This is a genomic window from Herbiconiux sp. 320_LB (assembly GCF_059691755.1).
The window spans coordinates 246777-259125 of sequence record NZ_JCAWAD010000004.1 but is presented as its reverse complement, the minus strand read 5'-3'; the positions used below and the strand labels follow the sequence as shown (position 1 = coordinate 259125).

Annotated in this window: 12 protein-coding genes; all 12 read right to left on the bottom strand. The window is 69.1% G+C overall.

Annotated features, from left to right (window positions below; genetic code table 11):
• Nucleotides 1-35: 35 nt before the first annotated feature.
• Nucleotides 36-695, bottom strand: coding sequence for an aggregation-promoting factor C-terminal-like domain-containing protein (locus AC59HU_RS12640; protein ID WP_497223779.1), 660 nt, complete (start codon nucleotides 693-695; stop codon nucleotides 36-38).
• Nucleotides 695-1375: an aggregation-promoting factor C-terminal-like domain-containing protein gene (locus AC59HU_RS12635; protein ID WP_497223778.1), complete on the bottom strand. Its 681-nt coding sequence runs from the start codon at nucleotides 1373-1375 to the stop codon at nucleotides 695-697. The genes AC59HU_RS12640 and AC59HU_RS12635 overlap by 1 nt, the downstream gene beginning before the upstream one ends.
• A gap of 21 nt (nucleotides 1376-1396) precedes the next feature.
• Nucleotides 1397-3121 carry a dipeptide ABC transporter ATP-binding protein gene (locus AC59HU_RS12630; protein WP_497223777.1) on the bottom strand — a complete coding sequence of 575 codons (1725 nt, stop codon included), beginning with the start codon at nucleotides 3119-3121 and terminating at the stop codon, nucleotides 1397-1399.
• Nucleotides 3118-4155, bottom strand: coding sequence for an ABC transporter permease (locus AC59HU_RS12625; protein ID WP_497223776.1), 1038 nt, complete (start codon nucleotides 4153-4155; stop codon nucleotides 3118-3120). The genes AC59HU_RS12630 and AC59HU_RS12625 overlap by 4 nt, the downstream gene beginning before the upstream one ends.
• A gap of 2 nt (nucleotides 4156-4157) precedes the next feature.
• A complete protein-coding gene (locus tag AC59HU_RS12620) occupies nucleotides 4158-5243 on the bottom strand; it encodes an ABC transporter permease (protein WP_497223775.1) in 1086 nt (361 codons plus the stop codon).
• Between the two features lie 98 nt (nucleotides 5244-5341).
• Nucleotides 5342-6970, bottom strand: coding sequence for an ABC transporter substrate-binding protein (locus AC59HU_RS12615; RefSeq protein ID WP_497223774.1), 1629 nt, complete (start codon nucleotides 6968-6970; stop codon nucleotides 5342-5344).
• Between the two features lie 225 nt (nucleotides 6971-7195).
• Nucleotides 7196-7753, bottom strand: coding sequence for a DivIVA domain-containing protein (locus AC59HU_RS12610; protein WP_497223773.1), 558 nt, complete (start codon nucleotides 7751-7753; stop codon nucleotides 7196-7198).
• 23 nt (nucleotides 7754-7776) lie between these two features.
• Nucleotides 7777-8652 carry a phosphatidate cytidylyltransferase gene (locus tag AC59HU_RS12605; protein ID WP_497223772.1) on the bottom strand — a complete coding sequence of 292 codons (876 nt, stop codon included), beginning with the start codon at nucleotides 8650-8652 and terminating at the stop codon, nucleotides 7777-7779.
• A 97-nt stretch (nucleotides 8653-8749) separates the two neighbouring features.
• Nucleotides 8750-9304 carry a ribosome recycling factor gene (gene frr, locus AC59HU_RS12600; RefSeq protein WP_497223771.1) on the bottom strand — a complete coding sequence of 185 codons (555 nt, stop codon included), beginning with the start codon at nucleotides 9302-9304 and terminating at the stop codon, nucleotides 8750-8752.
• A 38-nt stretch (nucleotides 9305-9342) separates the two neighbouring features.
• Complete coding sequence (gene pyrH / locus AC59HU_RS12595) at nucleotides 9343-10065, bottom strand: UMP kinase (protein WP_497223770.1); 723 nt, start codon at nucleotides 10063-10065, stop codon at nucleotides 9343-9345.
• Between the two features lie 133 nt (nucleotides 10066-10198).
• Complete coding sequence (tsf, locus tag AC59HU_RS12590; protein WP_497223769.1) at nucleotides 10199-11026, bottom strand: translation elongation factor Ts; 828 nt, start codon at nucleotides 11024-11026, stop codon at nucleotides 10199-10201.
• Between the two features lie 52 nt (nucleotides 11027-11078).
• Nucleotides 11079-12104, bottom strand: a complete 1026-nt coding sequence (rpsB, locus tag AC59HU_RS12585; RefSeq protein ID WP_497223768.1) for a 30S ribosomal protein S2 — start codon at nucleotides 12102-12104, stop codon at nucleotides 11079-11081.
• Between the last annotated feature and the right edge of the window lie 245 nt (nucleotides 12105-12349).

Genomic DNA, 12349 nt, shown 5'->3' with positions numbered 1-12349 from the left:
CCGTGGGAGCACGTCACCGATCGGGATCGGCCGGATCAGTACCAGCCCCGGTCCTCCGAGTGGGCCCAGGCCTCGCAGGGCGTGCCGTAGGAGCCCGCGATGTACTGCAGGCCCCAGTTGATCTGCACGTTCGGGTCGGACTCCCAGCCCGGCCCCATCTTCGAGCCCGGCAGTGCCTGCGGGATGCCGTGGGCGCCCGAGGAGGCGTTGTGCGCCTCGGGGTTCCAGCCGGACTCCCGGTTCCAGAGCGCCAGCAGGTAGTAGTAGTTCTGCTCGCCCCAGCCGTAGCCCATGACGGCCTGGTACGCGATGTCCTGCAGCGAACCGGCCTCCGGCGGGCCCGGGGTGGGCACGACGTTCGCGGTGCAGTCGGCCGGGGCCGCCGCGGTCTTGGCCGCAGCCGCCGAGACGGGCACGGCGACCGGCTCCGGGGCGGGAGGCGGCGGTGGTGGGGCGGTGATCGTGTAGCCGTCGCGCGAGACGGCCTGGGCCGTTCCGCCGCTGACGGCGAGCGACTGCGCCTGGCCGGAGGAGAGGATGATGTTCGGCGCGAAGCTCTGCGAGGCGTTGGCGCCGACCGAGTGCGGGTCGACCGCGAACAGCAGCATGAACGCGACGGCGACGCCGAAGGCCAGCACCTGGAGCCCCGTGCGGACGACGGGGTTGGTGGAGGCGCGCGCGGTCGACATCTGCATCAGTACCAGTGGTTCGCGTCGGAGTGGGCGAGGGCGGAGACGGGGTCGCCGTAGCGGCCCTGGATGTAGTTGAGCCCCCAGGTGATCTGGGTGGCGGGGTTGGTCAGCCAGTCGTCGCCGACCGAGGCCATCTTCGAGCCGGGCAGGGCCTGCGGGATGCCGTAGGCGCAGCTCGACTTGTTGAGCGCGTTGACCCGCCAACCGGATTCCCGGCTCCACAGGGCGATCAGGGCGTCGTACTGCTCACCCGTCCAGCCGCGCTGGGCGGCCAGGTCGAGGGCGACGGCCTGCGCGGTCGCCGCGTCGGCCACCGCGGCCGAGGGGTCGGGGCAGCCCGAGTCGGCGGCCTTCGCCGGGGTCGCCGCCTGGATGATCACCGGTTCGGGCTTCGGCGCCTCCTTCGCGGTGTAGCCGTCACGGAAGACCGCGGCCGCGACCGACCCGGAGACCTCGAGGCTCTGCGAGCCGACCGGCCCCTGCGCGAACGTGCCCTGGAAGGTCGCCGAGGCCGGCGGAGCACCGAGGTTGGGGGCGACCACCGTGACGAACGCGGTGGCTCCGACCGCCGCGAGCCCGGCGAGCTGGAGCGTGGCCCGGCCCAGTCGAGTGGTTCGGCGACCGACGCCCCTGGCCCGGGTTCGGGGGGCGGGGCGGGTGGAGACCTCGAGGTGCTTGGACACGATTCGACCGATTTTAGCCCATCAAGCCGATTTGTCTCCAGGGGATCTCTGCAGTTCGGCCAGAACCGTCCGGCGCGCGGCCTGTTCCACCGGGTCGGGCACCGGCAGCGAGGCCAGCAGCCGGCGGGTGTACGGGTCTTTCGGGTCGTCGAGCACCTCGGCGCCCGTCCCCTCCTCGACCAGCTTCCCGTGATAGAGCACCGCGATCCGGTCGGCCAGCAGGTCGACGACCGCGAGGTCGTGGCTGATGAACAACGCGGCGAAGCCGAGCTCGGCCTGCAGCTCGGCGAACAGCTCGAGAACCCTCGCCTGCACCGAGACGTCGAGCGCCGAGGTGGGCTCGTCCGCGATCAGCAGCTTCGGCTCGAGCGCGAGCCCGCGGGCGAGGCTGGCGCGCTGGCGCTGGCCGCCGCTCAGCTCGTGCGGGAACCGGTCGCCGTAGCTCTTGGGCAGCTGCACCGCCTCCAGCAGCTCGTCGACCCGCGTGCGCGCCGCCGCGGGTGAGGAGGCCCGACCGTGGATGACGAGGGGTTCGGCGACCGCGTCGGCGATCGTGAGCAGCGGGTTGAAGCTCGCCGCCGGATCCTGGAACACGAAGCCGATGTCGGCGCGCAGCGGCTTGAACCGCCGTTCGGAGAAGCCGACCATCTCGAAGTCGAGCACCCGCAGCGACCCGCCGGTGGCCCGGGTCAGGCCGCCGATGGCGCGACCGATCGTGGTCTTGCCCGATCCGCTCTCGCCGACCAGGCCCAGCACCTCGCCGGGCAGGATGCGGAACGACACGTCGTCGACCGCGCGGAAGCCCTTCTGCCCGAGCCGGCCCGGATACTCGATCACGAGGTTCTCGGCGACCACGACCGGGGTGTCGGCGCGCCCCTCGGCCGCGCGCGAGGCGCTGCCGGTCTCGCGGAGGGCGAGGCGCTCGGAGGTCTGCAGTCGGCCCTGGCCGATCCGAGGGACGGCGTCGAGCAGCTGCTTCGTGTAGGCCGCCTGCGGATTCGCGAAGAGCGTCTTCGCATCCGCCTCCTCCACGACCTTGCCCTGGTACATCACCGCGACCCGGTCGGCGAGGTCGGCGACCACCCCCATGTTGTGGGTGATCAGCACGATGGCCGTGCCGAGCTCGTCGCGGAGCCGGCGCAGCAGCTCGAGGATCTCGGCCTGAACCGTCACGTCGAGCGCGGTGGTCGGCTCGTCGGCGACGATCAGCCCCGGGTTCAGCACGAGCGCCGAGGCGATGACGACGCGCTGCTTCTGCCCGCCCGAGAACTGGTGCGGGTAGTAGTTGACGCGCACCTCGGGGTCGGGGATGCCGACCTTCCGCAGGATCTCGATCGCCTCGCGCTTGGCCTCGGCCCGCGAGATCTTCCGGTGCGCGCGGATGCCCTCCGCGATCTGCCAGCCCACCGTGTAGACCGGGTTGAGCGCGGTCGAGGGCTCCTGGAACACCATGGAGACGTCGGCGCCGCGCACCGCGCGGAGCTGCTTCTTGGTCAGCGCGACGACGTCCGACTCCCCGGTTCCGGCGCGGTTGGTCAGCACGACGGCCCCGCCCGTGGTCGCCGTGTCCGGCAACAGCCCGAGGATGGTCTTCGCGGTCACGGTCTTGCCGCTGCCGCTCTCGCCCACGATCGCGAGCACCTCGCCGCGGTTGACCGTGAGGTTCACCCCGTCGACCGCCTTGACGGCCCCGCTGTCGGTCGCGAACGAGATCGAGAGGTCGGTGATTTCCACCACGGGCTTCATGCGTTCTCCTCCAGGATGTCCTCGTCGGAGGGCAGCGTGCGGTCGACCGAGGTCTCGGACACGGCCCCCGACTTCACCTTGACCCGCTTGCGGCCGCGCAGACGCGGGTCGGCGAGGTCGTTGAGGCTCTCGCCGACGAGGGTGATGCCGAGCACCGAGAGCACGATCGCGAGCCCCGGGAACAGTGCCGTCCACCAGATGCCGCTCGTCACGTCGGACAGCGCCTTGTTGAGGTCGTAGCCCCACTCGGCGGCGGCGGTCGGCTCGATGCCGAAGCCGAGGAAGCCGAGGCCGGCCAGGGTCAGGATCGCCTCGGACGAGTTGAGCGTGAAGATGATCGGCAGGGTGCGGGTCGCGTTCCGCAGCACGTGCCGGAACATGATGCGCGAGGTCGGGGCCCCGAGCATCTTCGCCGACTCGACGTAGGGCTCGGCTTTGATGCGGATCGTCTCGGCGCGGATCACCCGGTAGTACTGCGGGATGAACACGACCGTGATCGACATCGCCGCGGCGATGATGCCGCCCCAGAGGTTCGACTGGCCGCCGCTGATCACGATCGAGAGCACGATCGCCAGCAGCAGCGAGGGGAAGGCGTAGATCGCGTCGCCGATGACGACGAGCACGCGGTCGAGCCAGCCCCCGAGGTAGCCCGAGACGAGCCCGAGCAGGATGCCGGCGATGATCGAGAAGACCACGGCGAAGACGATCACGAGCACGGCCGTCTGGGCGCCCCAGATGACGCGCGAGAACACGTCGTAGCCGCCCACCGTGGTGCCCATGATGTGCTGGGCGCTCGGCGGCTGCTGCGCGCCGAAGGCTCCCGCGTCGTCGCGCAGCTGCGCGAAGCCGTAGGGCGCGATGAGCGGGGCGAAGATCGCGGTGAGCAGGAAGATGCCGGTGATCACGAGACCGGCCACGAGCATCCCGCGCTGAAGGCCGACGCTCTGCCTGAGCTGCTTCAGCACCGGGAGCCGGCCGAGGAGACTGCCCTTGACGGGGGGCAGGGAGGAGACGGGAGCGGTGTCCGCACTCATGATCAGTACCTCACTCGCGGGTCGATGAGCGCCGCGATCACGTCGACGACGAAGTTCGTGACGGCGACGAAGACGGCGAGCAGGGCGACGATGCCCTGCACGGCGACGAAGTCGCGGGCGCCCAGGTAGGCCGCGAGCTGGAAGCCGAGGCCCTTCCACTCGAAGGTCGTCTCGGTCAGCACCGCGCCGCCGAGCAGCAGTGCGATCTGCAGACCGATCACCGTGATGATCGGGATGAGGGCCGGCTTGTAGGCGTGCTTGCGCACCAGCCGGAACTCGCTCACGCCGCGGGAACGCGCGGCGTCGACGTAGTCGGTGCCGAGGGTGCCGATGACGTTCGTGCGCACGAGCCGCAGGAAGACGCCCGCGGTGAGGAGCCCGAGGCAGATGCCGGGCAGGATCGCGTGCGACAGCACGTCGCCGACCGCGGCGGGGCTGCCGAGGGAGATCGCGTCGATCAGGTAGATGCCGGTCTTGTTGGGTAGCGTCTGCATGTTCAGCTCGGTGCGGGTCGAGGCCCGCCCGGCCACCGGCAGCCACTGCAGCCAGACCGAGAAGATCAGCTTGAGCAGCAGCCCGGCGAAGAACACCGGGGTGGCGTAGCAGAGGATGGCGAAGATGCGGAGGATCGCGTCCGGGTAGCGGTCGCGGAAGTAGGCGGCGAGCATCCCGAGCGGGATGCCGACGATGAAGGCGACGATGAGGGCGTAGAACGCCAGCTCGAGGGTCGCCCCGCCGTAGGTCAGCAGCACTTCGGTGACCGGGCGGTTGTCGCTGATGGTGTTGCCGAAGTTGCCGGTGAAGACCTGGCCGAGGTACTCGAAGTACTGCACGAGCACCGGGCGGTCGTACCCGGCGGCGTGGATGCGCTCCGCCAGCTGGTCGGCGGTCAGCCGGCCGCCCTGCGCCGCCGTGATCGGGTCGCCGATCGTGCGCATCAGCAGGAACACCAGGGTGACCAGGATGAAGATGGTCGGGAATATCAGCAGGAACCTGATCAGCAGGTACCGGCCGAAGCCCCCGCCCGCGCTCTTGGGTTTCGGAGCGACCACCGACGGTGCGTCGGTCGGAAGCAGACTTGTCGTCATCGTTGCCTATCAGTCGGAGCCGTTCCGCACGAAGGGCGACCGGTGTCGACCGGCCGCCCCCGTGGGATGAACCGGGAGGAACCCGGCTCTGGTGTGTTCTAGCCCTTGCTCAGCGGAGCGTAGCGGAACTTGAACGACGCGTCGAGGGTGACCCCGCTGACGTCGGTTCCGGCCACGGCCACCTGGGCGCCCTGCAGGTACGGCACCGTCGACAGGTCGGCGGCCACCTTGGCCTGGATCTCCTCGATCAGCGCGGTGCGGGCGGCCGGGTCGGCCGTCGACGCCTGCTGGAGGATCAGGTCGTTGACCTCGGAGTTGTCGTAGTGGTTCGCCAGGAAGTTGTCCTTCAGGAAGAACGGTGTGAGGTAGTTGTCCGCGTCGGAGTAGTCCGGGAACCAGCCCAGCTGGTAGGCCGGGTACAGGTCGGCGGTGCGGTCCTTGGCGTACTGGACCCACTCGGTCGACTGCAGGTTGACCGTGAACAGGCCCGAGCTCTCGAGCTGGCTCTTGATCAGCGCGTACTCGTCACCCGAGGAGGGGCCGTAGTGGTCCGGGCTGTACTGCAGGTTCAGCGCGATCGGGGTGGTGATGCCCGCGGCGGCGAGCGTCGACGTGGCCTTCTCGACCGAGGGGCCGCCCGAACCGTCGCCGTAGGTCTCTTTCAGCACCTCGGTGGCGCCGGTGAGGCCGGCGGGCACGAAGGAGTACAGCGGGGTGTAGGTGCCCTTGTAGACCTGGTCGGCGATCTCCTGGCGGTCGATCAGGTCGGCGACGGCCTGACGCACGGCCGTGGCCTTGGCCGGGTCGGCCTCGGGGGTCGTGGCGCCGAAGGGCTGGGTGTCGAAGTTGAAGGTGATGTAGCGGATCTCGCCGCCGGGGCCGTCCCAGACCTTCACCTTGTCGTTCTTGGAGAGGTCGTCGACGTCGGTGGCCGAGAGGCTGCGGAACGCCACGTCGATGTTGCCCTCCTGCACGTCGAGCTTGAGGTTCGACGAGTCGGCGTAGTACTTGGCGTTCACCGGCGCCTCGGCCGGGGGCAGCACACCCTTGTAGTCGGCGAAGGGCACGTACGAGATCAGGTTGTTGAAGTCGTAGCTGGCGATCGAGTACTGGCCGGCGAAGGCCTTGCCGGCGACGATGTCGGCGTCGGAGGTGATCGAGTCGGCCGAGAAGACCTCTTCGTCGACGATCGGGCCGGCCGGGCTCGAGAGGATCTGCGGGAAGACCTGGTCGTCGGGGCTCTTGAGGTTGAACACCACGGTGAGGTCGTCCGGCGCGTCGACGCTGTCGAGGTTGTAGAGCAGCGAGCTGGGGCCGTTGGGGTCGGCGATCTTGATGTCGCGGTCGAAGGTGAACTTCACGTCCGAGGAGGTGAGCGCGTGGCCGTTCGCGAAGGTCAGGCCGTCCTTGAGCTTGACGGTGTACTCGGTCGGAGCGGTGAACTCGGCGCTCTCGGCGATGTCCGGCTCCACGTCCGGGCTGCCGTAGGGGGTGTTCATCAGGAAGGGGAAGACCTGGTTCATGACGGCGAAGGAGCCGTTGTCGTACGAGCCGGCGGGGTCGAGGGTGGTGACCTTGTCGGTGGTGCCGACGACGATCGCCTCGCCGGAGCCGGTGGACGCGTCGTTCGAGCCACCGGCGGAGCAGCCGGCCAGCGCGAGCGTGAACACGGCGCTCCCGGCGACGATCGCCAGGGTGCGCCGGGTGAATGGGGATGCGGACGTCATATCCGGATGACCTCTTCCTGATTGGTGCGAGGCGGGCAGGCGCCATTGCGCGCGTAGACCGCGTGAGCTGTGCGTATAGCTAACACAACGAATGGGCTCCAGCCCAAACGGGGGTGACCGTCGATGAGCATTCTTTACGAGATCGAAACCTGAACGCACGAAATCGACGACAGTCGACGGTAATCCGCGCCGCACGTGAAGGATGTTGCGTGGCGAGCGTGCAGGTCAGCGCACGGCGAGCATCACATCGACGACCGCGTCCAGCACCGCATCCACCTGGGCCTCGCTGTACCCGCCGCGGCGGGAACGGAACACGGCGGTGCGCACATCCGTCACCGTGACGTCGGCGCCGGAACGGAAGTACTCGACCAGGTACTCGGTGAACGCGTCGACGTCTTTCGGGTGGTAGCCGACCCGGAGGAAGCCCGCACGCGCGAACTTCTGCCCCGCCGGCCGCTCGAGGCGGGCCAGGATCTCTCCCGCTCTGCGCCGGGCCCCGGCGTACCACGCCTCATCGCCCTCGGCCTGGTAGGCCCGATCGCGCTCGCGCAGTGCGAAGGCGTCCTCGAGGCGCTCGAGCGCCGCATCCACCGCGGGCGCGTAGTAGCCGCCCTTCTGCATCCCGAAGGCGGTGTTGCGCACCATCTCGCTGGTCAGCGCGTAGCCGCCCGTGGACGCCAGGCGCTCGTCGTAGGCCAGGCGCGCCTTCGAGAGGAAGTCGTCGACCTCGGTCACGTCGTAGCCGAGCGTGGTGGTGCGGGTGCGGGGGAAAGGTGCGCTCACGCCTCTATTGTGCCATCCGCCCGTCAGCTGGCGAAGATGACCCAGAGCACGTAGGCCGCGGCGGCCGAGGGCAGGATCGAGTCGAGCCGGTCGAGGAAGCCGCCGTGCCCGGGCAGCCACGAACTCATGTCCTTGATCCCGATGTCGCGTTTGAGCAGGGATTCGCACAGGTCGCCGACCGTCGCGGTGAAGGTGATCACCGCTCCGAAGATGAGGCCCACCCACCAGGGCTGGTGCAGGGCGAAGATCGCCAGGAGCACTCCGCCGACGAGCGCGGCGAGGGCGGCGCCGGCCAGACCCTCCCAGGTCTTCTTGGGGCTGATCGTGGGGGCCATCGGATGCTTGCCGAAGTTCAACCCGCTGGCGTACGCCCCGACATCCACCAGCACCACGGTGACGATGAAGGAGAGCACCCACCACTGGCCGCCGTCCTTGGCGACCAGGAACACGGCGATCGAGCCGAGGAACGAGACGTAGACCTGCACGAAGGTGCCGGCCCCGATGTCGCGGAGCAGGGCGCGGGCGGTCGGCCGGGGCCGCGAGACAGCGGCCTCGACCAGGCGCCAGACCGCGACCAGCAGCATCCCGCCGAGCGCGACCAGCCACTGGCCGGGAGCGCCCAGGTAGTAGGAGGCCGGCACGAGGGCGACACCGGCGATCATGCTGGCCACCCGGGGCACCCGGATGTCGGCGTGCCGGAGTGCCGTCGCGAGCTCCAGGGTGCCGAAGGCGACCAGCACGACGGCGAGCACCATGAAGATCTGCTTGAAGACCACCAGGCTCAGCACCATCACGCCGGCGAGCACCACGCCGATCGCGATCGCCGAGACGAGGTTGCGCCCGGAGCGCGCCGTGATCTTCTCGTTGGCCTCGTCGAACTGCTCTATGCGGGCACGCACCTGGGCCTGGATGTCCGCCCGCGTGAGCGGGCGCCCACGCCGGCTCGGCGGAGGACCGGCGGGCCTCGGTTCGTCGCTCATGGATGGCCTGTCGAGGTCAGACCTCGAGGAGCTCGGCTTCCTTGCGCTTCAGGGCGTCGTCGATCGCGTCGATGTGCGCCTTGGTGACCTGCTCGAGCTCCTTCTCGCCGCGGGCCACGTCGTCGTCGCCGACCTCGCTCTTCAACGCGTCGAGGTCGTCCTTGGCCTTGCGGCGGATGTTGCGGACCGAGACCTTGCCGTCCTCGGCCTTCGTGCGCACGATCTTGACGTACTCCTTGCGGCGTTCCTCGGTGAGGTCGGGCAGCGTGACGCGGACGATGTTGCCGTCGTTCGTCGGGTTCGCACCGAGGTTCGGCACGTCGCGGATCGCCTGCTCGATGTCGCGGAGCGCGCTCTTGTCGTAGGGCGTGACGATCAGCGTGCGCGCCTCCTGGTTCTGCAGCGACGCGAGCTGCTCCAGGGGCGTGGGCGTGCCGTAGTAGGGCACCATGATCTTCTGGAACAGCGCGGGGTTGGCCCGGCCCGTCCGCACCGACGCGAAGTCGTCCTTGGTCACCTCGACGGCCTTGTTCATCCGCTCGGTCGCATCGGTCAGTACATCCGCAATCACGGGCTACTCCTTCGGTGGATCAGTGTGGTCAATTGTAGTCAGTGCGAATTGGCGACGAGTGTGCCGATGCGCTCGCCGCGGATGGCCTTCGCCACATTGCCGGCGGGCTCCATGCCGAACACGTGCATCGGCATCCCGTTGTCCATGCAGAGGCTGAACGCGGTGGAGTCGACGACCTTGAGGCCCTGCACGAGGGCGTCGTTGTAGGTGAGGGTGTCGAGCTTGACGGCCCCCGGGTCCTCCCGCGGGTCGGCGGAGTAGACGCCGTCGACACCGTTCTTGGCGACCAGCACCTCGTCGGCGTGGATCTCGAGGGCGCGCTGGGCGGAGACCGTGTCGGTGGAGAAGTAGGGCAGGCCCGCACCGGCGCCGAAGATCACGACGCGGCCCTTCTCGAGGTGCCGGATGGCGCGGCGGGGGATGTAGGGCTCGGCGACCTGGGTCATCGAGATCGCGGACTGCACCCGCGTCTCGGCACCTGCCTGCTCGAGGAAGTCCTGCAGGGCGAGGGCGTTCATGACCGTGCCCAGCATGCCCATGTAGTCGGCGCGCCCGCGGTCCATGCCGCGCTGGGAGAGCTCGGCGCCGCGGAAGAAGTTGCCACCGCCGACGACGATCGCGACCTCGACCTCCTTGGCCGCCTCCGCGATCTCGCGGGCGAGACCGCTGACCACGTCGGGGTTCACCCCGAGGGAACCGCCCCCGAACGCCTCACCGGAAAGTTTGAGAAGTACCCTGCGCTTGGCGACCGGCTCTGACATCCGTCGTGCATCCCTTCGTCGTGCCCTGGTTCAGGCTACCGTCCTCGGACGCCGACCGCGCCCGGGCAGAGGAATGGGCCCGGATCTTGCGACCCGAGCCCATCCTCGTCGTGTTCGTGTGCCTCGGCGGCGGTTACGCGCCGACCTTGAACCGGGCGAAGCCGGTCACGGTCAGGCCGGCGTCGGCCAGCACCTTCGAGACGGACAGCTTGTTGTCCTTCGCGTAGTCCTGCTCGAGCAGGGCGACCTGCTTGAAGTAGGCCTGCACGCGACCCTCGACGATCTTGGGCAGAGCCGCCTCGGGCTTGCCCTCGTTCTTCGAGATCTCGGTGACGATCGCGCGCTCCTTCTCGACGGCCTCGGCGGGCACGTCGTCGCGGGAGAGGTACTGCGGGTCGGCGAACGAGATGTGCTGCGCGATGGAGCGAGCGGTCTCGGCGTCAGAACCCGTGTAGGCCACGACCACGCCGACCTGCGGGGGCAGGTCCTTGCTGGTCTTGTGCAGGTAGATCTCGAAGTTCTCGCCCTCGAGCCGCGAGATGCGGCGGAGCTCGATCTTCTCGCCGAGGATCGCGGCCTCGTCGTTGATCACGTCGGCGACGGTCTTGCCGTCGGCGGGGGCGGCGAGCGCCTCCTCGACGGTCGACGCGCCGGCGGCCGCGCTGGCCGCGAGCACCTTGTCGGCGAGGGCGATGAACTTCTCGCCCTTCGCGACGAAGTCGGTCTCGCAGGCGAGCTCGATCATCGTCGCCGCACCGTCGGCCTGCGTGGCCGCGATGAGGCCCTCGCTGGTGGAGCGGTCGGCACGCTTCGCGTTGCCCTTCGCACCCTTGAGGCGGAGGATCTCGACGGCCTTCTCCATGTCGCCGTCGGCTTCGACGAGGGCGTTCTTGGTGTCGACCATGCCGGTGCCGAGCTGCTCGCGCAGCGCCTTGACATCAGCCAGGCTGATTGTTGCCATGTGTGTTCAAACTCCTTGAAGAGGTGGGTTTTTCGTCGGTGCCCGAAGGCGACTACTCGGCGGCGGGGCGCTTCTCGGCGTCGGTGGCCTCGGCCTCGATCTTCGCCTCGGTCTCCGCGTCGGACTCGACGTGGTGCTCGACCACGAGGTTCGGGTCGGTGATCTCGGCGAGGTCGGCAGCGGCCTCGGCGTCGGCGTCGTTCTCCTCGGTGGGAGCCTGGACGTCGATCGCCTCGACGACGGCCGCGACATCCTCGGGGCCGGTGACGAGACCGTCGACGGCCTCGATCGTCTCGGCCTCGCTCGAGGGGGCCTCGGACGCCTGGAGAAGCTCGCGCTCCCACTCGGCCAGGGGCTCGGCGGGGGCGTCGCCCTCTTCGGGCTTCTGGTGGCGCTGGATCAGGCCCTCGGCCGCGGCGTCGGCGACGATGCGGGTGAGGAGCGCGACGGAGCGGATGGCGTCGTCGTTGCCCGGGATCGGGTAGTTGACCTCGTCGGGGTCGCAGTTCGTGTCGAGGATGCCGATGACCGGGATGCCCAGCTTCTTGGCCTCGTCGATCGCGAGGTGCTCCTTCTTGGTGTCGACGACCCAGAGCGCGCTCGGGGTCTTCGTCAGGTTGCGGATACCGCCGAGCGACTTGTGCAGCTTGTCGAGCTCGCGCTTCTTGATCAGCAGTTCCTTCTTCGTGAAGCCGCTCTTCGCGGTGTCCTCGAAGTCGAGCTCCTCGAGCTCCTTCATGCGGGCGAGTCGCTTCGACACCGTCTGGAAGTTGGTGAGGAGGCCACCGAGCCAGCGCTGGTTGACGTAGGGCTGGCCCACGCGGGTCGCCTGCTCGGCGATGGACTCCTGCGCCTGCTTCTTGGTGCCGACGAAGAGGATGGTGCCGCCGTGGGCGACCGTCTCCTTGACGAAGTCGTAGGCCTTGTCGATGTAGCCCAGCGACTGCTGCAGGTCGATGATGTAGATGCCGGAACGCTCGGTGAAGATGAAGCGCTTCATCTTCGGGTTCCAACGGCGGGTCTGGTGCCCGAAGTGAACGCCGCTGTCCAGCAGCTGGCGAATGGTGACGACGGCCATGGCCGTACTCCTTCTGTTCTCGGTTGTCTTCCGCGACGGTGGCCGCGGAGCCTGGTGCCCGGCGCGCATCCAGCCGTCTCCCGAGTTGTCGTCGGAGAGGGACCGAGTGGATGCGGCTGCCTGAGTGGGCACGCGAAGTCACCCCGACATGCGGGGTGCTCCGAGAATCATAACACCGGTCGGCGTCAGGCGACGGCCTGGCCTGACGACCGCCGCCAGGCGGCGCCGATAGGCGGTGCCGCGGC

Coding starts and splice junctions, on each gene's coding strand:
- AC59HU_RS12620 (WP_497223775.1), bottom strand. CDS start 5,243: ATGACGACAAGTCTGCTTCCGACCGACGCACCGTCGGTGGTCGCTCCG.
- AC59HU_RS12640 (WP_497223779.1), bottom strand. CDS start 695: ATGCAGATGTCGACCGCGCGCGCCTCCACCAACCCCGTCGTCCGCACG.
- AC59HU_RS12625 (WP_497223776.1), bottom strand. CDS start 4,155: ATGAGTGCGGACACCGCTCCCGTCTCCTCCCTGCCCCCCGTCAAGGGC.
- rpsB (WP_497223768.1), bottom strand. CDS start 12,104: ATGGCCGTCGTCACCATTCGCCAGCTGCTGGACAGCGGCGTTCACTTC.
- AC59HU_RS12630 (WP_497223777.1), bottom strand. CDS start 3,121: ATGAAGCCCGTGGTGGAAATCACCGACCTCTCGATCTCGTTCGCGACC.
- pyrH (WP_497223770.1), bottom strand. CDS start 10,065: ATGTCAGAGCCGGTCGCCAAGCGCAGGGTACTTCTCAAACTTTCCGGT.
- tsf (WP_497223769.1), bottom strand. CDS start 11,026: ATGGCAACAATCAGCCTGGCTGATGTCAAGGCGCTGCGCGAGCAGCTC.
- AC59HU_RS12615 (WP_497223774.1), bottom strand. CDS start 6,970: ATGACGTCCGCATCCCCATTCACCCGGCGCACCCTGGCGATCGTCGCC.